General features: G+C 66.8%; 19 protein-coding genes. 9 read left to right on the forward strand and 10 right to left on the reverse strand.

Annotated elements, in window-relative coordinates; all coding sequences use genetic code 11:
* Window positions 1–164: 164 nt before the first annotated feature.
* Window positions 165–2,111, reverse strand: coding sequence for a Xaa-Pro dipeptidyl-peptidase (locus HWX22_RS15315; protein WP_175915941.1), 1,947 nt, complete (start codon window positions 2,109–2,111; stop codon window positions 165–167).
* A gap of 618 nt (window positions 2,112–2,729) precedes the next feature.
* Window positions 2,730–3,068, reverse strand: coding sequence for a helix-turn-helix transcriptional regulator (locus tag HWX22_RS15320; RefSeq protein WP_041490713.1), 339 nt, complete (start codon window positions 3,066–3,068; stop codon window positions 2,730–2,732).
* A gap of 78 nt (window positions 3,069–3,146) precedes the next feature.
* Here HWX22_RS15320 and HWX22_RS15325 point away from each other — a divergent pair, with 78 nt between their 5' ends.
* Both HWX22_RS15325 and HWX22_RS15330 read left to right on the forward strand, forming a co-directional pair.
* On the forward strand, window positions 3,147–4,052 hold the full coding sequence (locus HWX22_RS15325; RefSeq protein ID WP_175915942.1) for a hypothetical protein: 906 nt from the start codon (window positions 3,147–3,149) through the stop codon (window positions 4,050–4,052).
* A gap of 281 nt (window positions 4,053–4,333) precedes the next feature.
* Complete coding sequence (locus tag HWX22_RS15330) at window positions 4,334–4,564, forward strand: hypothetical protein (RefSeq protein WP_059534347.1); 231 nt, start codon at window positions 4,334–4,336, stop codon at window positions 4,562–4,564.
* Between the two features lie 58 nt (window positions 4,565–4,622).
* On the opposite strand, the gene HWX22_RS15335 is transcribed toward HWX22_RS15330, so the two are convergent.
* From HWX22_RS15335 to HWX22_RS15350, 4 genes are all read right to left on the reverse strand, one after another.
* Window positions 4,623–5,471 carry an alpha/beta hydrolase family protein gene (locus HWX22_RS15335; protein WP_175908758.1) on the reverse strand — a complete coding sequence of 283 codons (849 nt, stop codon included), beginning with the start codon at window positions 5,469–5,471 and terminating at the stop codon, window positions 4,623–4,625.
* Between the two features lie 118 nt (window positions 5,472–5,589).
* Window positions 5,590–6,321, reverse strand: coding sequence for an alpha/beta hydrolase (locus tag HWX22_RS15340; RefSeq protein ID WP_175908759.1), 732 nt, complete (start codon window positions 6,319–6,321; stop codon window positions 5,590–5,592).
* On the reverse strand, window positions 6,318–7,124 hold the full coding sequence (locus HWX22_RS15345; protein ID WP_175908760.1) for a DinB family protein: 807 nt from the start codon (window positions 7,122–7,124) through the stop codon (window positions 6,318–6,320). Before HWX22_RS15345 ends, HWX22_RS15340 begins: the two co-directional genes overlap by 4 nt.
* Before the next feature lie 132 nt (window positions 7,125–7,256).
* On the reverse strand, window positions 7,257–7,688 hold the full coding sequence (locus HWX22_RS15350; RefSeq protein ID WP_175908761.1) for a YciI family protein: 432 nt from the start codon (window positions 7,686–7,688) through the stop codon (window positions 7,257–7,259).
* Window positions 7,689–8,055: 367 nt separating this feature from the next.
* Here HWX22_RS15350 and HWX22_RS15355 point away from each other — a divergent pair, with 367 nt between their 5' ends.
* Window positions 8,056–8,286, forward strand: coding sequence for a hypothetical protein (locus HWX22_RS15355; RefSeq protein WP_059805456.1), 231 nt, complete (start codon window positions 8,056–8,058; stop codon window positions 8,284–8,286).
* A 49-nt stretch (window positions 8,287–8,335) separates the two neighbouring features.
* Here HWX22_RS15355 and HWX22_RS15360 read toward each other — a convergent pair whose 3' ends face one another.
* The 3 genes from HWX22_RS15360 to HWX22_RS15370 form a co-directional block, all read right to left on the reverse strand.
* On the reverse strand, window positions 8,336–9,037 hold the full coding sequence (locus HWX22_RS15360; protein ID WP_059600272.1) for an MBL fold metallo-hydrolase: 702 nt from the start codon (window positions 9,035–9,037) through the stop codon (window positions 8,336–8,338).
* A gap of 150 nt (window positions 9,038–9,187) precedes the next feature.
* Window positions 9,188–9,958 (reverse strand): ABC transporter permease, encoded by a 771-nt coding sequence (locus tag HWX22_RS15365; protein WP_059534134.1) that lies wholly within the window; start codon window positions 9,956–9,958, stop codon window positions 9,188–9,190.
* Window positions 9,959–9,963: 5 nt separating this feature from the next.
* On the reverse strand, window positions 9,964–10,908 hold the full coding sequence (locus HWX22_RS15370) for an ABC transporter ATP-binding protein (RefSeq protein ID WP_059688969.1): 945 nt from the start codon (window positions 10,906–10,908) through the stop codon (window positions 9,964–9,966).
* A 429-nt stretch (window positions 10,909–11,337) separates the two neighbouring features.
* On the opposite strand from HWX22_RS15370, the gene HWX22_RS15375 reads away from it, so the two are divergent.
* From HWX22_RS15375 to HWX22_RS15400, 6 genes are all read left to right on the forward strand, one after another.
* Entirely contained in the window at window positions 11,338–11,634 is a 297-nt protein-coding gene (locus HWX22_RS15375) for a cupin domain-containing protein (RefSeq protein WP_059534137.1), read from the forward strand.
* Between the two features lie 627 nt (window positions 11,635–12,261).
* Complete coding sequence (locus HWX22_RS15380; protein ID WP_175908762.1) at window positions 12,262–13,875, forward strand: DUF2957 domain-containing protein; 1,614 nt, start codon at window positions 12,262–12,264, stop codon at window positions 13,873–13,875.
* 74 nt (window positions 13,876–13,949) lie between these two features.
* The gene (locus tag HWX22_RS15385; RefSeq protein WP_175908763.1) at window positions 13,950–15,203 is read left to right on the forward strand and encodes a DUF2957 domain-containing protein; all 1,254 of its coding nucleotides are present in this window, start codon (window positions 13,950–13,952) and stop codon (window positions 15,201–15,203) included.
* Between the two features lie 73 nt (window positions 15,204–15,276).
* Window positions 15,277–16,101 carry an OmpW family outer membrane protein gene (locus HWX22_RS15390; RefSeq protein WP_175915943.1) on the forward strand — a complete coding sequence of 275 codons (825 nt, stop codon included), beginning with the start codon at window positions 15,277–15,279 and terminating at the stop codon, window positions 16,099–16,101.
* Window positions 16,102–16,224: 123 nt separating this feature from the next.
* Entirely contained in the window at window positions 16,225–16,728 is a 504-nt protein-coding gene (locus HWX22_RS15395; RefSeq protein ID WP_059534146.1) for a hypothetical protein, read from the forward strand.
* A gap of 222 nt (window positions 16,729–16,950) precedes the next feature.
* On the forward strand, window positions 16,951–18,060 hold the full coding sequence (locus HWX22_RS15400) for a hypothetical protein (protein ID WP_175915944.1): 1,110 nt from the start codon (window positions 16,951–16,953) through the stop codon (window positions 18,058–18,060).
* Window positions 18,061–18,140: 80 nt separating this feature from the next.
* Here the strand turns inward: HWX22_RS15400 and betA are convergent, their stop codons facing one another.
* On the reverse strand, window positions 18,141–19,841 hold the full coding sequence (gene betA / locus HWX22_RS15405) for a choline dehydrogenase (RefSeq protein ID WP_059534150.1): 1,701 nt from the start codon (window positions 19,839–19,841) through the stop codon (window positions 18,141–18,143).
* Between the last annotated feature and the right edge of the window lie 21 nt (window positions 19,842–19,862).

Raw genomic sequence — 19,862 nt, forward strand, 5'->3', positions numbered from 1 at the left:
GTCGCATGGCTGACGCGATCGCGTTGCCGATGAAGAACGGCGCCGTTCGACGGTGAAGCAAAGTCGCATGGCGCCTTCGATACGTGTCACTCGGCATCACGCGCATGCGATCGGGAGCGATCGCATGCGCATGGCGGTCAGTCGTGCCGATCGACCGCGCCGGCTCAGGACGAAACCAGCGGCACCGTCACGGACGTGCCGGCCGGATCGAGCGCGAGCCCCGTGCCCGGTGTCGGCCGCAGCGTCGCCTCGTTGTCGCTCGACAGCACGACGAGGCCGAGCTTGTGACCCGCTTCGAGCTTGTAGTCGCGCGGCATGAACGTCAGCTTCAGGTCATACGGCATCCCCGGCAGTACGGGCTGCGAGAACCAGTCCGACACGCGATTGCGCGGATCGGTCCATGCCCGCGTGACGATCGTTGCAGAGCCATCCGGGGCGCGGTCGACCAGCAATGCCGTCACGTTCGCGACGCCGGTGAAGGTCAGCCGCACGCGTGCGGTCGCGGTGCCCGACAGGCGCGTCGCGGCCGCGAATGGCGCCGTCTCGAAGCGGCTGCGATGCTCGCCGGTCGCGGCGTTCGCCAGCGTGAGCGCGGGGATCGACGCATCGTCGGTGAAGCGCGCGAGCGGACCGCCGCTCGGCAGCCGCAACAGCGTGCCGGTGCCCGTGCCGTCGCCGCCCGCGAAGTACGCGACCGGCGTGGCGTGCCGCGCCGCCCAGTCGGCTTCCTTCAGCAGCGTGCCGTCGGCCTGCTCGACCACCGCGCGCGAATCGCGTTCGACGCCGTTGTCGACGCCGATCAGGTAGCGCGTGAACCAGCGGTTCACTTCGGCGGTCCATGCATCGGCCATCGCCGGCACGCGGGTCGGGTCGGTGTGCTTCAGGCGGTGCAGCCACAGCTGCGTCGGCACGCCCTGACGCCGCATCGCCAGATACCATGACGTCGACTGGTCGACGCGCACGTTGTCGTCGGTCAGCCCCTGCGCGACGAGGGCCGGCGCGACCGCCTGTGCGGTCGGAATGTCGCGTGCGGCCCAGAACGCCGAATAGTCGCCCGTCTTGCGGTCTTCCTGCTGCAACGCCTCGTCGATCAGGTGCGTGCAGCGCTCCGGATGCGCGTTGGTCAGCAGCGCCTTGATGTAGACGTCGACGTCCTCGCCCTGATAGCCCTCCGGCGCGCGCACGAGCCCGCCCGAGCGGTAGTAGCCGTACATGTTCGACAGGCCGGCGATCGGCACGATCGCGTCGAGCCCGCGCGTGCGCAGGCTCGCGACCATCTTCGGCAGCGTGCCGTCGTACGACACGCCGTACATGCCGACGTGACCCGTCGACCAGTTCGCGACGACCGGCTTGCCGCTCGCATCCTTCGCGGCGGCATCGCGGCCGAGCCAGCGGATCACCGACGCCATCGCGACGGATTCGTCGCGCGTGAGGATCGTCGGGCAGCCGTCGGAACCGGCGGTGCCGAGCGAATCCGCATACACGATCGTGAAGCCGCGCGGAATGAAGTAGCCCTCGATCCACGAACGGCCGGCCGCGGCCGCCTCGAGCTGCTGCAGCATGCGCGTCTGCGGCGCCGCGGCCATGATGCGCGCGGAGGCGCCGGTGGCTGCCGCCGCCGCAGTGGCGGCCGGATGCGGGGTGCCGTCGAGTTCGACGTCGACGTCGTGGTTCGGGCTGTCGGCGAGCCCTCCATAGTACGGGCTTGCGAGCACGATGACCGGCGTGCGTGCGCCGTTGGCGGTTTCCGACGGACGCACGATGCGCACGTGAATGCGGTCGCGCGTGCCGTCGCCGTCGGAGTCGACCGGCGTGTCGACCCACGCGTTTTCCTCGATCGTGCCGCCGGATAGCGACGGCTGTACCTGGCCGTTGGCGATCACCGGCTTGTAGCGCCCGCCGCTGGCGGGATTCGCGTACGGGACGCCGGACGGCGACACGCGCCCTTGCGCATTGTCACCTTGCTGATCCTGGTTTTGCCCTTGACCTTGCGCGAGCGCGGACACGCCCGCCACGCTGCCGCCGTCATCTCCGCCGCACGCGGCGAGCGTCGCGGCTGCAACGAGCGCGGGTAGCCATGCGCGGCGCGATCCTCTGAAATGAAATTGCATTGCCGACCTCGTTCTTTTGATTGTGTGGATACGACCGTTCCGCGATACGCCCCCTGCGGGCCGGGCCGATTACTGCATGCGACGACAAGAAAACCGCACCATCGGGACAACGCCGTGCGATATGTTCCGGCTGGAAAGCAGCGGCTTCGTACGGCACGTCATGCAGGACTGCAAAGTAAATGTGCGCATGCCGCGCGTCCTTCCAGGTGAGACGGAACGACATCATTCGATGAGACGGGGATGTTGCGAGCTGCGGTGCTGCGCTGCGGAAAAACACGATGCGACGCGCGTGCGGCGACGGAATGAAACGGATCGGCGGTTTCGGCCGCGCCGCGCATCGTGATGGCTTGCCGGTTCGCGTTTGCTTTCCGGAAGCTTGCGCAAAAGTTATCTCAGTGAAAACGGCGTGTCAAACTTTTTTAACCGTGAGTAAAAAATATTTGAAGCGCCGTCGATGCGGCGCGTGGGGCGTGCTGGCGGCGCGTGTGTTCGGCGATGCGCCGGCCGCCGCTTCGCGCTGCATCGGCCGATGCAAAACGGGCGATGACGAATCGTCTTCGCCATCGCCCGCTCGCTGGTGCTTTCAGCCTTCCTTCCATTCACGAACGCCGGTGAGGGTCACCCGTCGTCGGCCTTCGCCTGCAGATCCTTCAACCCTTGGATCACGACCAGCAGCGCGCGCCCGTGCTCGTCGGAGCCGTCCCAGGCGTCGACGATCGCGTCGCGCAGCAGGTCGTTGTACCGGCGGCGCGCCGGGCGGGTATCGACGCCATAGAAACTGCATAGCTTGTTGAATGGCGCGCTGCGTCGCAGCCGGTGCCCGTTCGACAGCCGAAGGCGCGACACGGTCGGCTGGCTGACGCCGGAAAGCCGCGCAATTTCGCTGGACGAGCGCGTGTCCGCCATCAGACGGCGTAACAGGTCTTGTACAGGAAAATCGTGGTCCGGGGCTTCCATGCGATGCATTATACCTATACAGTTACGGTTGTTGAATGGGCTTGCTGTCACCAGCGAGGCTGTATCCCGAGAAAGTTGATGACACTGAAACACCTCCCTCCCACGTTCTGCTGGACGAAGATCGGTACCGAGTCCGGCGAGGAACTGCCGACCGTCGTGCTCCGCAAGGAATGGGAGCGCCGGCTCGGGGGCGGGCGTTTTCTGTGGGGGATCAACCAGCCGCTCGGCAGCAGCGCGCAAGTCGCCGCGCATCGCACGGGCTCGCTGCTCGCGCTGTTTTCGCCGGTCGCGTCGCGCTCGCGGTCGGGCGAGCGCAGGCGCGAGGACGCGCTGCTGTGGAATGCATGGGTCGACGCCAGCGGTCAGGTGCGGCCGCTGCCGCCGCACACCTTCATCGCGAGTCGCTCGACGCTGCCGTCGGGCCGGCGGCGCGAACAGCACTACGCACTCGTCTGCGCATCGTCCACCGCACTGACGGTCGGCACGCAACTGCGCGTATTTCCCGATCATCTGCGCAGCGTGAGCACGGGCAAGCCGCTCGGCGTCGCGCAGGGCGCGGCCGTGGTCGACTGCATCGGGCGCGCGAAGGAACAAACCGGCAAGAGCTATCCGCTCGCGCTGTCGGTCGAACTCGAAGCGCCGTATTTCGTGCGGCTCGCGCAGCCGTGCGTGTTGAAGGCGCGCGATCTTGCCGAGGTGAACAAGGCGACGCGCGCCGGCGATTTCGATCGCTTCGTCGAGCTGGTCGCGCGCTTGCGCGGCCGTTCGCCGACGGATGCCGTGCGCGGCGTCACGCGCGACCTGTTCGACGTGCCGCCGATCGAAACGGCGGCCGCCTACGTCGCGCCCACGCATGGCGCGCGACTGCGCAGCCGGCCCACGGCCGAGCATCCGCGCGAGCTCACCGGCGATCTGTTCGATCTGTCGCCCGGCGAAGCGGCCGCGTTCGGCGGTCTCGCGCATCCGCGCATCGGGCGCGCATGACGTTCTCGCCGCGCATGTGCGGCGCGTGACGCGAAGCAGGATCGCTGAATGTGCGTGCAACGATACGCATGCATGTGGCCGCCATCGCCGCGTGCGCAAGAATTTGTTGCAATCTCGCCGTAGCGGATCGGCAAGCGTCGCGCGACAATCGCCACGAAGCGTGCCGCGCGGTCGCGCGCGTGTCGACAGGCTGCTCGTCGTCGTTCACGCCGCCGACATGCGCACCACGTACGGTGGTGCGTCGGCTTGCTTCACGCTGCAATCCTGAGGGAGAAGTGTCGATGTCGACCCACATCTGTTCGCGGGAAGCCCAGGCGGCTCAACGTTTCGTCGAAGCGACGCGCAACGTCGACCAGGCGTTTCGCGCCGTGCGCGGCGAAAGCGACGACGACGTTTCGTCGGCCGAATATGCGCGTGCGATGTCGCGCCTCGATCGCGCGCTCGACGAACTGGCGCGTGCGCAGGAGTGCTTCGATCGCGTGGTGAGTGCCGATGCGGCGCACGGCAACTGAACTCGATTCGCGGCTTCCGCTTTCACTTCTGCTTATGCCGAGTCGCGCCGACCGGATGCTACGCGTAGCCGCCGTGCTGGAACGACGTCGCGAAGAACTGCATCTGGTAGCGGATCGCGTGCGCCCAGTAGTCCCATGTATGTCCGCCCGGACGCTCCGCATAGTCGTGCGGCACGCCGAGCGCGACGAGTCGTTGATGCAGCGTGCGGTTCGAGCCGACAAACGAGTCGTCGCGGCCGCAGTCGATCGTCAGGTCCAGATGCGCGCGAACGAACGCGCGCGCGTTTTCGACGATCGCGTTGCGGTTCCAGAACGACGGATGGCGGCCGGGGTCGCCGAATACGTGGTCGATGCCCGGTTCGTCCTCGCAGCAGCGCGGATCGACCGCGCCGCTGATGCTGCCGACCGCGCCGAAGGTGTCGGCCCGGTCGAGCGCGATGCGCAGCGCGCCGAAGCCGCCCATGCTGAGCCCGGTGATGGCGCGTGCGCCCTTGGTCGCGATCGTTCTGAAGTGCATGTCGACATACGACACGACTTCGTCGCCGACGAAGGTTTCGTAACGGCTGCCCGAATCGAACGGGCTGTCGATGTACCAGCTTTCGTGCCCGCCGTCGGGCATCACGAGGATCACGCGGTAGCGATCGGCCAACGCGGCGATGTGCGTGTTCGCGGTCCAGTCGGTGTGGTCGCCGCCGGAGCCGTGCAACAGGTAGACGACCGGAAAGCGCTCGACGCCGCGTTCCGGGCCGTGGCGCAGGCGTGCGTAGTCGTCGGGCAGCACGACGGTCGCCTTCAGCGTCTGGTTCATCGCGGCACTCGGAATCGCGACGACCCGCGCCTGATAGGCGAGGGCCGGGCCCGCGGCAGCGAGCAGCAGCAGTAGCCAGAACGCGCGTACCAGATTCATGGAGCCTCGCATCGGGAAAACCCTGTTCAGCGACTCTAGCAATCGTCCCTTTCAGCCATATTTCGGCGAAACCTACGGATTGTCAGGTGGCGGGCGCGCAGCCGGGCGACCGTCCGCGTCAGGCGAGACGGCGCGCGAGCGTCTCCCGGAACGCGGCGGGCCGCTCGGCCGGTATCAGGTGCCCGCAGCCGGCGATCGTTTCGAAGCCGGCACAGCGCGCGAGCGCCCAGTCCGGCACGTGCCAGCCCGCACGCGAGCGTTCACCCGCGACGAGCCACACCGGATGGCGCTCGAATACGTCGGCGAGCGCCTGCAGATATTCGGGTTCGCCCGTCGTCGCGACGACCGAGCGTCCCATCGCGCGCAGCGTCGACGCCGGCTGATGTGCGAGCCAGCGGCGTGCATCGACGAGCTGGCGTGGCGACGGATCGTCGATCGAGCCGCGCAACCAACCGAACGGATCGCCGCGCAGGCCGTCGAGCATCGCGTCGGCTTGCGCGGCCGACATGCGACTGACCGACGCCGACCAGAACGCATCGTCGAGCGTGAAGTTGCCTTCGACGTTGACGATCCGGCGCACGCGCGCTGGATGCGCATGAGCGAACAGCATCGCGATCGCACCGCCGACGGAGTGACCGACGATATCGACCGGCTGCGCACCGAAGTGGGCGTCGATGGCCTGCCGCAGATGCTCGACCTGTGCGGCGAGCGTGATCGCGTCGAACGGCGCGTCGCGATGGATGCCGTAGCCGAGCAGGTCGGGGGCGAGATGCGGGCCGGGCCATTCGGGCACGTCGAACGTGCCGATGAAACCGTGGACGAAGACGACGGGCGGGGTGGGCGGGCTCATTGGGCGGTTGACGACGGAAGGGGCGGCAATTCGAGTTCGGCGAGCAGTTCGTCGAGTTCGAGCACGTGGGTGCGATCGTGGTCGAGCAGTTCGCGCACGAGCTCGTCGAGCGACATCCGGCGGATGCCGTCGCGCAGCCCGCAGCGCGCAAGTTCCGACGGCCGCAGCGCGGTGGCCGTCGCGCATAGCGCGGCGCGCCCGGTGCGGAACGCGGCAAGCGCGTCGTCGAGCGGCTGTGCAAGGTAGTCGCGCTGCGCGGCGAGTGCCGTCCCGTCGACGGAGGCGATCACCGGCAGTTCGTGCGCACGCACGACTTCGATGCGTTCGGCGAACACCGTGTCGAGGTCGCGCAGGTGGCATGCATGCTCGACGAGCGAGAAGCCTGTGCCGGCGGGGCGGCGCGTGATCAGCGCGGCGGGAACGTGCGCGGTATATGCGGCGACCCGGTCGGGCATCGCGGCCAGCGTGGCGACGACGTCGGCGAACGGCAACACCAGCGGAAACGCGCTGAATACCGCGCCGTAGCTGAACAACGCGCCGCCGATCCGGCCGCGCGCCTGCACGACGTCGTGCCCGTGGCGGCGCATCACGTCGGCGACCATCGCGCCGCAGAACTGTCGGGCGGTCGTATCAGCTTCAATTTCGGGGAATTTGTGCGCGATCTCGTGCTGGATCGCGCCGATCGCCGCGACGCCGACTCGCGACAGCGCCGCGAATTCGACATAGCGTCCGGGTTGCGTAATCAGCGCTTCGAGCTGCACGCCGAGGGGTGTCGCGCGAAAGCGGTCGAAACGAGAATGCATGATGACAAGGCCTCGCCGAGTAACGTATCAAAACGATACGTTACTCGGCGAGGCGCCGTCAATCCGTTTATGCAGAGGATTCGGCCAGGGCGCCTGTTTCGATTGCGCTGCTGCGCCCCGGCCGGGCTACCCTTACGCGCCGTGCTTGGCGTCCAACTCCGCGCGCAGCCGTGCTTCCTGTTCCTGCAGTTCCGGCGTGAATGCCTCGCCGAAGTCCTCGGGCGAGAAGACCTGGCGGATCTCGATGTCCGATTCGGTGGGCATCGGATTCGGGCAGCGCTTGACCCACTCGATGGCTTCTTCCATCGAACTCACCTGCCACAACCAGTAGCCGGCGATCAGTTCCTTGGTCTCGGCGAACGGGCCGTCGATGACGGTCCGGTCCTTGCCGGAGAAGTGCACGCGCTTGCCGCGCGAACTCGGGTGCAGCCCTTCGCCGGCCAGCATCACGCCGGCCTTCACGAGTGCCTCGTTGTACTGGCCCATCGCGGCCAGCAGTTCGGTATCGGGCATCGTGCCCGCTTCGGAAAAGGCCGTTGCCTTGACGATCACCATGACGCGCATTGTCGCTACTCCTTGAACGGGAAAGGGGGAATCCGCAATCGGCCGGCCGTGCGGACGGCAAAACGATCGGTTACGACACTACGACGCGTGACGATCGCGCGAATCGACATCGCCTGCAAAAAATTTGATCGCCGACGACGGGGAGGCGGCAGGCGTTCGCAGCATCACGTAACGGACGAGGCGCCCGGCGTGGACGATTCGCTCGCGCGTGCGACCGGATGTGAATGGCACCGGTAACGGCCGCGGCGCGGCGCGGCGAGTCGCGCAAGCCGGCCGATTCCGGTACGGGGCGATCGTGCGGCGGCGCGTCGGAGCCCTGGGGCAAAACTGGTATGCTGGTCAGCATCACGTTCATGTGGAGGGCGCCATGGCAACGAAGGAAGTCTCGAAGAAAAAGTACCTGAAGATTCTGAACAAACGCCTGCGTGCCGAGCCGGATGCGCCGGCCGGCGCGTCGTTCGTGTTCTTCCCGCTCGGCGCGAAGGCCAAGCATGCGACGGGCGTCATATCCGGCGAGCCGCGCAGCAAGCGCGAACTCGCGGTGATGGCCGCTATCCAGAGCAAGGCGGCCGCCGAATTCGTCGTGACCGGCGTCTGATCGGCGACGGGCGGCCGGCGTCCGGCGGCCGCACGCGGCAGCGCGTGCGTTACGCCGCGGCCGCCTCGCAATACGCGATCACACCGGCGATCACGCGCGCAATGTCGTGCGTGATCGCCGGGCCGTGCATCGGCAGGATGATGTCGAGATCGAGCGCCTGGATGCGGCGCAGCGCGCTCGCCAGGTGCGCGAGCGACGGCAGGTAGTCCGAGCGCGTGATCGCGTCGAGGATCGCCGGCAGCGGGTCGTCGGTCTCCTCCCTGCCGAAGCGCATCAGGATGTCCGACGACAGCAGTGCCTTGTACGCCGGCAGATACACGACGAGCGCATCCCACTGATGCACGTGCTTCGTGAAGACCGGCACGACGTCGATGCCCGACAGCGTCGTCGGCTCGCCGTCCTTCAACGGAATCGCGCGCACGCCGAACACGTCGGCGAGCCCCCATGTACACATCGGATGTCCGTACGCGACGAGCGCCGGGTTGGCCGCGAGGAAGTCGGGCAGCGCGCCCATTTCGTCGGCCTCGAAGTGCGGGACGATCACGTTGCTGACCATCGACGGCGCGATGCCGACGGTGTCGAGCGCCGCGCTCAGTTGCGTGAAGTTGGAGCGCGTGCCCGTTTCGACGCACAGCACGTCGCCGTGCGACGATCGTACGAAGAACTGGCTGAAGCTCAGGTTCAGCGTGTCGACGTAGGACGTGGCGCGAAACAGGCCGTCGCGGACGGCGTCGATTCGGGAGGCGCTCATCGGGGATCCTCGCGCAGGGAAGGGGGCGGGCGCCGCGCCGCCCGCGCACCGCGCGTTGCGGTGCGGCAGACGGCGGCAGTCGATCTTCCGATCCAGTCTAGCAGCGCCGCTCCGGATCCGCGAACCGGGGCAACCCCGTGGCGCGCCGCGTCAGTTCTTCAGCTTGTAGCCGGTGCGGAACATCCACGCGACGATCGCGAGCAGGATCGCGAGGAACAGCGAGGTGGCCGCGAGGCTGATCCCCACGTGCACGTCGGCCAGCCCGTAGAACGACCAGCGGAAGCCGCTGATCAGATAGACGATCGGGTTGAACAGCGTGACGATGCGCCATGCGGGCGGCAGCATGTCGACCGAATAGAAGCTGCCGCCGAGGAACGTGAGCGGCGTGATGATCAGGAGCGGCACGAGCTGCAGCTTCTCGAAGCTGTCGGCCCAGATGCCGATCACGAAGCCGAACAGGCTGAAGGTGATCGACGTCAGCACGAGGAACAGCACCATCCAGAACGGATGCAGGATGTGCAGCGGCACGAACAGGCCGGCCGTCGCGAGGATGATCAACCCGAGCAGCAACGACTTCGACGCGGCCGCACCCACGTACGCGATCACGATCTCCCAGTACGACACGGGCGCGGACAATATCTCGTAGATCGTGCCCGTGAAGCGCGGGAAGTAGATGCCGAACGACGCGTTCGAGATGCTCTGCGACAGCAGCGACAGCATCACGAGGCCCGGCACGATGAACGACCCGTAGCCGATCCCGTTCACGTCGCTGATGCGCGAGCCGATCGCCGAGCCGAACACGACGAAGTACAGCGACGTCGAGATCACCGGCGCGATGATGCTCTGCATCAGCGTGCGGCGCGTGCGGGCCATTTCGGCGCGGTAGATCGCGCGGATGCCGTGGAAATTCCAGTTCGCCATGTGCGTTAGGCCCCTTGTGTGCCGTTGCGGCGGTTGTCGATCAGGCTGACGAAAATGTCCTCGAGCGAGCTCTGCGTCGTATGCAGGTCGCGAAAGCCGATGCCGGCCGAGCCGAGCGCGTTGATCAGCTTCGCGATGCTCGCGTCGTCGCGCTGCGAGTCGTACGTGTAGACGAGCGCGGCGCCGTCGTCCGCGCGTTCGAGCCCGAACGCAGCGAGTTCGCCCGGCACGGTCGCGAGCGGATGCTCGAGCTGCACCGTCAGCTGCTTCTTGCCGAGCTTGCGCATCAGCTCGCGCTTCTCTTCGACGAGCACGAGCTCGCCGCCGAGGATGATGCCGATCCGGTCGGCCATTTCCTCGGCTTCCTCGATGTAGTGCGTGGTCAGCAGGATCGTCACGCCGCTTTCGCGCAGCGAGTCGACCAGCTTCCACATGTCGCGGCGCAGCTCGACATCGACGCCGGCCGTCGGTTCGTCGAGGAACAGGATGCGCGGCTCGTGCGACAGCGCCTTCGCGATCATCACGCGGCGCTTCATGCCGCCCGAGAGCGTCATCAGCTTGTTGTCGCGCTTTTCCCACAGCGACAGCGCCTTCAGCGTCTTCTCGATGTGCGCCGGATCGGGCGCCTTGCCGAACAGGCCGCGGCTGAACGATACGGTTGCCCAGACGGTTTCGAACGCGTCGGTCGTCAGCTCCTGCGGCACGAGGCCGATCATTTCGCGGGCGGCGCGGTATTGATCGCGGATGTCGTGCCCGCCGACCGTCACGCGGCCTTCGGTCGGCGTGACGATGCCGCAGATCGAGCCGATCAGCGTGGTCTTGCCCGCGCCGTTCGGCCCGAGCAGCGCGAAGATCTCGCCGGGGCGGATGTCGAGGGTCACGTGCTTTAGCGCCTGGAAGCCGGACGCGTAAGTCTTGGAGAGGTCGGAGACGGAAAGGATCGGTTGCATGCTCACGGATGGCACGGCCGGTCGGTTCGACGCTGTGCGCCGCGCGTGCCCGGCGCCACCGCTGCGAAGCGGCCGGTGTCGAGCGCGGCATGGCGAACGGGCGTCATGTCGAACGGCGTTGTGGTGCGGGATCGCAGGACCGCCATATTAGCAATCGGAAGATGGAAATGCATTTCGACGCAAAGGACGTGCGATGCGGGTGCCGGATTTGCGGCAAATTTGTGTGAGTCATTCAATAAAGCGATGCTTTATTTGAATCGGGCGAACAATGCGTGCGGTTTTCGGGCAATCGGACAATGATCGCGCTTGCGCGCGACAGCGTGGCGCGCCGCAGGCCGACTGTGCCGCCCGAACGCCGTCGCGCCGTACCGGGACGGCGTGCGCCGCGCTCGCGATAATGCGTACCTTTCACGTCCCGGAGCGAAACGCATGTCTTTGATCGATTTCAAGTCTGTCGCGGCCGCGCAGGCCGTTGCATGGAAATCCACGATCGTCGGCGAAGTCGGGCCCGCCCGGATCAAGGTGCTGCGCATGGACGCGCAGCCGTACGAAGCGGAAGTGCACGACTACAACGAAGGGCTGCTGGTGCTCGATGGCAGGCTGATGCTCGAGGTCGACGCGAAGACGGTCGTCGTCGAGGCCGGGCAGATGTACCTCGCGGTCGCCGGCTTGCGCCACGCGGTGCTGCCGGGCAGTCACGGCACGCTCGCGATCATCGACGTGTGAGTTTGCGTCACGGCATGCGTGCGGTCGCCGGAGGCCCGCACGCCGGGCCTTGCACGAGGTCGACCGCCGACATTCAAACGCGCGTTATACAGTCTCGGTATTTGTCTGAGCAAATAAATTGAAGGCTGTTTGAAAAATTGTCAAACACCATGCTCGCACTAGGATCGCGCGGTTCGGCGCGTTTGGAACTCTGCATCCATTTACTTGTGCGTAGCGTCCGCTCATAGTCTCGACAAACGACGCATCACGATAACGAATCAAGCGTACGTACGGAGACCAATACATGAGACGCCTATCCGAGGGCCTTGTCGCATCGCCGTTTTCCTGCTTTTCGCCGGATGCGGGCACGACGCGCATCGCGTGCTGCCTGCGTCATCGCATCGCGTTGTCGCTGTAGCGACGCACCACATTCCATTTCGATTTCCCCGATGGCGCCGTGCCGCATGACGGCGGCGCCGGATAGCGCTTGCCTGCCGCGTCGGTCCTGATCGCATTCGCGTGACCGGCGACGCGGCGCGCATTGCGCGCATCGTCATGCGCCGCGCGTCGTCGCGACGGCGCGATACCAACCGGCGGGCCACGCAGCCCGTTCGGGCGAGACCTGTCTTACCTCACAAGGAGGGGTTGATGCTTTGCATTCCTGATTGGCGGAAGGCGATCCTGTCGTGCGCCGTGCTGGCGCTGCCGTTCGTTGCCGGTTGCGGCGGCGGCGACGATCCGGGCCCGATCAACGTGCCGCAGTGCTCGGGCAGCGCATGCGGGCCGAGCGGCGCGGAAACGACGCCGCCCGTCGTGACGAAGCTGTGCCCGGATTCGCTCGACTACACGACGACCTACACGGGCGGCGCCGGCAGCGGCGAATACGTGAAGGTGAAGTTCGACACGACGAAGCTCACCTACCAGATGCAGTTCATCGAATCGTCGGTGCCGACGTCGGCGGGGCAGGTCAACAACACGCGTGCGGGCCTGACGATCAGCGGTGCATTCCACCATCCGACCAATCTGCCGACCGCCGAGCAGAACCGCTGCGCGTTCGTGCTCGACAGCGGCGCGACGAGCGACGGCGCGTATGCGGTGACGATAAATCGCGCGGATCCGCCGATGCTGTTCGTCGGCAACGGGGTGGTCGGCGGCGGGATTCCGGGTGCGACGATCGCGTTCGCCGGTCTCGAGCCGTTCCCCGGCGTCGTGCTCGGCACCGTGCCGTCGCGCACCTTCGATTTCTATCCGTTCATCGGCTTCACCGACACCGAAACCGACTTCTCGAAGGTCGCAGGGAATTACAACGAACTCGGCATCCACCTGTCGCCGGTCGGCGGCAGCGCGCAGAGCAGCACGGGGGCGGTCGGCTGGCAACCCGATGTCGTCAACTGGAACCAGACGTTCAACGCCGACGGCTCGTGCACCATCACGGCAGGCAGCGACTACTCGTGCCAGACCACCGGAACGCCGTGGGCGTTGCGCAAGAACGCGGACGGTTCGTCCGACAACGTGTTCGTGAGCCATCCGCTGGCGAACGCGGGCGGCAGCCTCATCTATCCGTTCGCGGGGCAGGGCTCGGCGATCGTCATCGTCGCGCCGAGTCAGGCGAAGGGCATCATGATCGTCGGCAAGCTGAACGGCGTGCTGGTGCCGGTCGTGATTCGCGTGGGCTACACGCATATCGACGCGAGCAACCTGCTGGCGTCGGTCGCCGATGCCGAGGTCGGGATCTCGATGCTGTCGCGGACCACGGCCGTCGCGGCCAATTCGTTGAAGGGCGGTTTCATCGGCGCAACGAGCGCGTCCGCGTGCGGCGTCGTGGCGCCCAGCACAGCGACGTTCGCGATCGCGACGGCGGGGCCGAGCTTCAACAACAACATCCCGCATCCGGATCTGCCCGGCACGTTCGACGGCACCTTCTTCCTGGCACAGGCCGGCAGTTGCAATGACGGTACCGCCGTATCGACGATGGCCGCGAACTATACGTCGACGCTGTTCCAGGGCGCCACCGCGGCGTTCATCGACCCGCAGACGTCGTCGGTCACGTCGCAGTTCGCGCTCGACTACACGCAGGCCACGCCCGGCAAGATCAAGGTCACGGCCTCGCAGGACTTCAACGCGAAGGGGGCGAACGGCAACGTGGCGATCTTCAGCAAGGGCGACACCGGCTGGCTCGTGACGGCCGGGAACATCTACGCGATGGTCGTCAACAACAACAAGGTCAACCCGTTCTTCACGGTCGGCGCGTTCGTCCAGTAACGGCGGCACACCTAACACGGAACACCGGCGGCGCACGCGTCGCCGCCGGCGAATCGAAATTCAAAAGGATTCCTATGAATGTGAAGCATTGGATGGCCGCGGCGTCGCTCGCGCCCGTGCTGGTCGCGTGCGGTGGCGACGGCGACCCGCCGCCCGCACCGGTGGTCCGGCTGTGCCCGCAGACGATCGACTACAACACGGTGTTCATCGGCGGATCCGGCTCGGGCGAGCTCGTGAAGGTGCAGCTCGACACGACGAAGATGACGTACCGGATGACCTACCTCGCATCGCCGGTGCCGACGACCACCGGCACGGTGCAGCCGACGCGCGACACGGCGCCGGCCAACGTCGTCGACGGCACGCTGGCCGACGAAACCGGCTTGCCGACCATAAAGCTGAACCAGTGCACGTTCCGGATGCAGAACGCGAGCCTCGACCCGAGCCGGCCGGCGCGCCTGTTCCTCGGTGACGGCGTGCTGGGTGGCGCGATTCCGGGCGCGACGATCCAGTTCGACGGCGTGATCGGCGTGGGCAAGATTCCGAAGACGACGTTTCCGTACTATCCGTTCATCAGCTTTTCGTCGCTCGAAACCGATCTGACGAAGATCGCCGGCACGTACAACCAGCTCGGCTACCACCAGGTGCCGTCGCAGAACTTCCAGCCGGTGGCGCTCGACCAGCAGGTGACGATCAACGCGGACGGCAGCTACGTCGAGACCGACAACTTCGGCAAGAAGAACGGCGGGCAGCCGCTCGTATCGAGTGCGACCGTGAACCAGCCGTTCACGCTGCGCCCCGATGCGCCGGCGTTCCAGTCGCTGAACTACCAGCCGCAGATCCCGCCCACCCTCGCCGCGCTCGATCCGGCGAAGGCCGGCAAGGGCATGCTGATCGTCGGCAAGCTGCGTAACCAGCTCGTGCCGGTCTTCATCCGCACAGGTGCCGCGAACGCGGACCTCACGCAGGGCCCGCCGAGCGCGGACGACGAATCGGGCATCTCGTTCCTGAGCCCGCAGACGGCCATCGCCCAAGGCTCGCAGAACGGCGAGTACACGGGTGTCGACAGCGCGTTCAACTACCGCGCGACCGCGCTCGTCGGTGCGCAGGCGACGCTGCTCGATCCGTTCAACGCGTCTCAGGCCGCGCTCACGCGCGCGCTGAACCTCGATTACACGCAGAAGGTGCCGGGCGTCGTGACGACCGTGCACGCGGACGCGGCGTCGGGGCCGGCGACCGGCAAATTCGTGTTCACGGGCGGCGTGTTCGGGTTCCTCGACATGGCCGATACGAGCAATCCGTACTTCACGGTCGGCGCGTTCGTGCAGTGATCACACGCGGATGGAGACACGGCGGCGTCGCGCATGGCTGCGCGGCGCTCCGAAAGAACGAGGGGGAGACTTCATGAAGAAGCTGATTGTCGCGGGTGTCGTCGCAGGCGTGTCGACGCTCGCATCGGCCCAGCAGGCGGGCGACAACGTCGCGACGCTGGGCTGGCTGCACATCATGCCGCAGGATTCGACCAACGGGCTGACGACGAATCTCGCGAGCATGCCGATCAACGGGCCGCTGCGGCTGCCCGGCTCGTTCACGTCGCCGGGCACCAGCCTGACGGTCAACAACGCCGATACGGTCGGCCTCACGCTCACGCACTTCTTCACCGACCATATCGCGGTGACGTCGGTGCTCGGCGTGCCGCCCGAGTTCAGGCTGACCGGGCACGGCGTGATCCGGCCACCGGGCCCGGCCGGTTCGCTCGGCAGCGTCAACATGGACAATCCGTCGAATCAGCCGGCCGTGAAGAATGCGCGGCAATGGAGCCCGACGATCATTCTGCAGTACTACTTCAATGCACCGACCGCGAAGTTCCGCCCGTTCGTCGGGATCGGCGTGGCCTACAGCTGGTTCAGCAACATCGAACTGAACGGCAACTTCGCGAAGGACATCAACGAGAACCTCGGCAGCGTGCTCGCGGCCGGCGCCGGCAAGCCGGGGCCGACGTCGGTGGAGGGCAAGGCATCGTCGTCGTTCACGCCGGTCTACAACGTCGGCGCGAGCTATGCGATCGACAAGCACTGGGGGCTGACGGCGACGCTGACCTACATGCCGCTGAAGACCTACTCGTCGCTTGTGATCAAGGCCGCCGACGGTTCGACGCTCGCGACCACGCGCACGCGGCTGAAGGCCGATCCGCTGATCACGTTCGTCGGGATTTCCTACAAGTTCTGAGCCGTCCGGCGTGCATTGCGCACGCCGGCGGCTTCCTGCGACCGAGCGGCCGGACCGATCCGGCCGGGGCGTCGCGTTCCTGGCGGCATGCCGCCATTTGTGAAGAGAGAGGGGGCAGTTCAAATGAGCATTCGCAAAATCGTATCGCTTGTTGCTGCAGTGGCATTCACCGCGGTTTCGGCCGCGCCTGCTTTCGCCGTGACCGTCTCGCGTGCCGACGGGCAGGCCATGAACCCGAACGGGGAGCCGTTCTCCGCGACGGGCCTCACGGTCCTGGCCAAGGGGTCGATCAATGCGACCTGCAACGCGACGTTCAATGGCACGATCTCCTCGACGGGCATCGTCAACATCACGTCGACGACGTTTACGGGCGCCGCGACGTGCGGCCTGATCAGTGGCAGCGCGACCAGCGCATCGCCGTGGACGGGCCAGGCCGACAGCACGACGCAACTGTCGATCAACAACGCGAAGGTGACCGTTTCGCTGCTCGGCGCCTGCGGGCCGAGCAAGGTCGTGACGACGTGGAGCGATCCGAACTCGTCGCTGACGTTCAACAACGCGGTGTTGACGCCGGACTGCACGGTCAGCGGCACGGTCGCCACGTCGCCGAAGTTCCACGTGCAGTAAGCGTCGCGCGATCGGAACCGGGCGCCCGCCAGGGATGAGGGCCGTGCAACGATGCGCGGCGGGTGTTCCGGTTTCGCGATGCATTCGCGTCGTCGCGCGTATCGGCGTGACGACCGGCCGGCCGCCTGCTTCGCGATCCGATGCGGGCGGCCATGCAGCGGCTGGTGCGATGCACCGTGCCGCCTGCTTCGAACGACATAAAACAATCATTCCGGACCACCCATGCTCACCGACCCAGCGAAGTATGGCGATGCCCGCGCTGCGACGCCCGACCGGCTGCGCACGGCCGCGTGGCTGCAGTACCTGATCGAGAACCTGAGCGAAGCGGCGTGCGTGGCGACGGACGACGTCGGCGCGACGGCCGCCACGCCGACGCACGCGGCACGCGTACGTGCCGGCGCGAACCTGTCGCATGAAGCGATCGCCGTCCTGCACGAACTCGCGCCATGGATCGCAACGGACGGCGGCGGTTGCGCGTGCGATACGACCGATGCGTGCATGCACGTTCCCGACGCGCGGCAGCTCGCGCACGCGGAACGGTGCTGCCCCGGATCGCGCGCGGTATTCGATGCGGCGCATGGTTTCATCGATGCGTGGGCCTTCGACGATCCGAACGACGGCTGGGCCGCGCTCGAGCGGATTGCCGGCGGCGTCGGACCCGGCAGCGACGAAGTCGGCGGGCACGAAATGCGGGAGCGACTCGCGAACGGCGAGGCGCCGCCTGCGAAGAACCTGAGAGAACGACATGCGGCCGTCGCCGCGGCCTGTGTGGCGCCGTCGGCCGGGCCAGGGGCCGTCATCGACGCGATCGTGCTGCGCGTTTGCGGGCCGCGCGACGACGCAGCGCGCATCGACGAGATGGCCGCACTCGCGATGTACTGCGCGGAGCTTGCCGCCGGCAAGGGGATGTCCTTCACCGCGTACGGCGGTCGGCACAATCTGGTTGCGCGCGCGATTCGTGAACGACGCTCCGATCTCGCGTCGGTCGATGGACTGCTCGCGGCGGTGTCCGTGTGCCGGCTCGACCGGCTCGTCGGCGCAGGCAGTTTCTGGGCGTATTACCTGCTGGCAGGCATCGTGATCGCGACGCCGGGCATGGTGCGCGAGTTCGCGCGCCGCTTTCATGGCGACGCGTGGCAGGCGTGGCTCGATGAAGTGCTCGCGTGGCCGGCGGTCGGCCGCTTCGGGATGAAGGAGGATGTCGCGTTCGAGCGTCTGAGCGGCGCGATGAGCCTGACGTCGCGATCGAATCCGATCGTGCGCGCGAAACGCGTGCGGCCGAGGGGGGCTGCGATCACGCGCTTCGGCACGGGTGGCGAGAGCAGCCAATGAAATGAAAAACGGCCCGCGGCGAGAACGCCACGAGCCGTGCAGGTTGCTGCTGCTGCGCTCCGGGGAGGGCGCTTGCGCGGTTACGCCGTCTCCGGCTGCCGCACCGCCTTCGCGATATTGCGCGCCATCGCGCCGTTCGCGACGAAGTAAGGCACATCCACCCGCGCCAGCGGCGTGCGACCGCGAATCTTGTCGGCGATCTTCTCCGCGATCATGATCGTCGGCGCGTTCAGGTTGCCGGTCGTGATGATCGGCATGATCGATGCATCGACCACACGCAGCCCTTCGAGCCCGTGCACGCGACCTTCCTCGTCGACCACGGCCATGTCGTCGTAACCCATCTTGCACGAGCACGACGGATGGAACGCGGTTTCCGCGCGGGCCCGCACGAACGCGTCGAGTTCCTTGTCGGTCTTGCAGTCGGCACCCGGGTTCAGCTCGCGGCCGCGATAGCGGTCGAGCGCGGGCTGCCGCATGATCTCGCGCGTTGCACGGATCGCATCGCGGAACTCACGCCAGTCGAGCGATTCGGCCATGTAGTTGAACAGGATGCTCGGGTGATCGTTCGGATCGCGCGAGCGCAGTTTCACGCGGCCGCGGCTCGGCGAACGCATCGAGCCGACGTGCGCCTGGAAGCCGTGCATTTCGATCGCGTTCGAGCCGTTGTAGTTGATTGCGACGGGCAGGAAGTGATACTGGATGTTCGGCCACAGATCGTCGTCGCGCGTGCGGATGAAGCCGCCCGCCTCAAAGTGGTTGGTCGCGCCGAGGCCGGTGCCGTTCAGCATCCATTCGAGGCCGATCTTCGGCTGGTTCCACCACTTGAGCGCCGGATACAGCGACACCGGCTCCTTGCACTCGTACTGGATGTACATCTCCAGGTGATCCTGCAGGTTCTGGCCGACGCCGGGCAGATCGAGCACGACGGGGATGTCGAGTTCCTTCAGCCACGCGCCGGGGCCGACGCCCGAGCGCTGCAGCAACTGCGGCGACGCGATCGCGCCGCTGCACACGAGCACTTCGCGGCGCGCATGCGCGGTCGCGCGCTCGCTGCCGCGCAGGTACGTGACGCCCGATGCGCGCTTGCCGTCGAACAGGATGCGGTCGGCGAGCGCATGCGTGACGATCTCGAGGTTCGGCCGCACCTTCGCCTGGTCGAGGTAGCCGCGCGCGGTGCTCGCGCGGCGGCCCTTCGGCGTGACGGTGCGGTCCATCGGGCCGAAGCCTTCCTGCTGATAGCCGTTCAGGTCATCGGTGCGCGGATAGCCGGCCTGCACGCCCGCATCGACCATCGCCTCGAACAGCGGGTTCACGCCCGGCTTGCTGGTCGTGACCGACACGGGGCCGTCGCCGCCGTGATAGTCGTTCGGGCCGACGTCGCGCGTCTCGGCCTTCTTGAAGTACGGCAGGCAGTCGAGATACGTCCAGTTCTCGAGCCCCTTGTGCGTCGACCAGTTGTCGTAGTCGAGCGCGTTGCCGCGGATGTAGCACATCCCGTTGATCAGCGACGAGCCGCCGAGCCCCTTGCCGCGGCCGCATTCCATCCGGCGGTTGTCCATGTGCGGCTCGGGGTCGGTCTCGTAGGCCCAGTTGTAGCGACGGCCCTGCAGCGGATAGGCGAGTGCCGCCGGCATCTGCGTACGGAAGTCGAAGCGGTAGTCGGGGCCGCCCGCTTCGAGCAGCAGCACCGTGACGTTCGGATCTTCCGTCAGTCGCGTCGCGAGCACGTTGCCCGCGGAACCGGCGCCGCAGATGATGTAGTCGTATTCGCGTGTCGTCATGACGGTGTATCTCCTGTCGTT

The sequence above is a fragment of the Burkholderia sp. BCC1638 genome (assembly GCF_902833195.1).
Taxonomy (GTDB): Bacteria; Pseudomonadota; Gammaproteobacteria; order Burkholderiales; family Burkholderiaceae; genus Burkholderia; species Burkholderia diffusa.

What these genes read in the sequence shown, in the direction of transcription:
- HWX22_RS15385 (WP_175908763.1), top strand. Translation starts at nt 13,950, where the DNA reads ATGAATGTGAAGCATTGGATGGCCGCGGCGTCGCTCGCGCCCGTGCTG.
- HWX22_RS15365 (WP_059534134.1), bottom strand. Translation starts at nt 9,958, where the DNA reads ATGGCGAACTGGAATTTCCACGGCATCCGCGCGATCTACCGCGCCGAA.
- HWX22_RS15315 (WP_175915941.1), bottom strand. Translation starts at nt 2,111, where the DNA reads ATGCAATTTCATTTCAGAGGATCGCGCCGCGCATGGCTACCCGCGCTC.
- HWX22_RS15325 (WP_175915942.1), top strand. Translation starts at nt 3,147, where the DNA reads ATGACACTGAAACACCTCCCTCCCACGTTCTGCTGGACGAAGATCGGT.
- HWX22_RS15400 (WP_175915944.1), top strand. Translation starts at nt 16,951, where the DNA reads ATGCTCACCGACCCAGCGAAGTATGGCGATGCCCGCGCTGCGACGCCC.
- HWX22_RS15345 (WP_175908760.1), bottom strand. Translation starts at nt 7,124, where the DNA reads ATGCATTCTCGTTTCGACCGCTTTCGCGCGACACCCCTCGGCGTGCAG.
- HWX22_RS15375 (WP_059534137.1), top strand. Translation starts at nt 11,338, where the DNA reads ATGTCTTTGATCGATTTCAAGTCTGTCGCGGCCGCGCAGGCCGTTGCA.
- betA (WP_059534150.1), bottom strand. Translation starts at nt 19,841, where the DNA reads ATGACGACACGCGAATACGACTACATCATCTGCGGCGCCGGTTCCGCG.
- HWX22_RS15390 (WP_175915943.1), top strand. Translation starts at nt 15,277, where the DNA reads ATGAAGAAGCTGATTGTCGCGGGTGTCGTCGCAGGCGTGTCGACGCTC.
- HWX22_RS15350 (WP_175908761.1), bottom strand. Translation starts at nt 7,688, where the DNA reads ATGCGCGTCATGGTGATCGTCAAGGCAACGGCCTTTTCCGAAGCGGGC.
- HWX22_RS15335 (WP_175908758.1), bottom strand. Translation starts at nt 5,471, where the DNA reads ATGAATCTGGTACGCGCGTTCTGGCTACTGCTGCTGCTCGCTGCCGCG.
- HWX22_RS15380 (WP_175908762.1), top strand. Translation starts at nt 12,262, where the DNA reads ATGCTTTGCATTCCTGATTGGCGGAAGGCGATCCTGTCGTGCGCCGTG.
- HWX22_RS15370 (WP_059688969.1), bottom strand. Translation starts at nt 10,908, where the DNA reads ATGCAACCGATCCTTTCCGTCTCCGACCTCTCCAAGACTTACGCGTCC.
- HWX22_RS15340 (WP_175908759.1), bottom strand. Translation starts at nt 6,321, where the DNA reads ATGAGCCCGCCCACCCCGCCCGTCGTCTTCGTCCACGGTTTCATCGGC.
- HWX22_RS15395 (WP_059534146.1), top strand. Translation starts at nt 16,225, where the DNA reads ATGAGCATTCGCAAAATCGTATCGCTTGTTGCTGCAGTGGCATTCACC.
- HWX22_RS15320 (WP_041490713.1), bottom strand. Translation starts at nt 3,068, where the DNA reads ATGGAAGCCCCGGACCACGATTTTCCTGTACAAGACCTGTTACGCCGT.
- HWX22_RS15355 (WP_059805456.1), top strand. Translation starts at nt 8,056, where the DNA reads ATGGCAACGAAGGAAGTCTCGAAGAAAAAGTACCTGAAGATTCTGAAC.
- HWX22_RS15360 (WP_059600272.1), bottom strand. Translation starts at nt 9,037, where the DNA reads ATGAGCGCCTCCCGAATCGACGCCGTCCGCGACGGCCTGTTTCGCGCC.
- HWX22_RS15330 (WP_059534347.1), top strand. Translation starts at nt 4,334, where the DNA reads ATGTCGACCCACATCTGTTCGCGGGAAGCCCAGGCGGCTCAACGTTTC.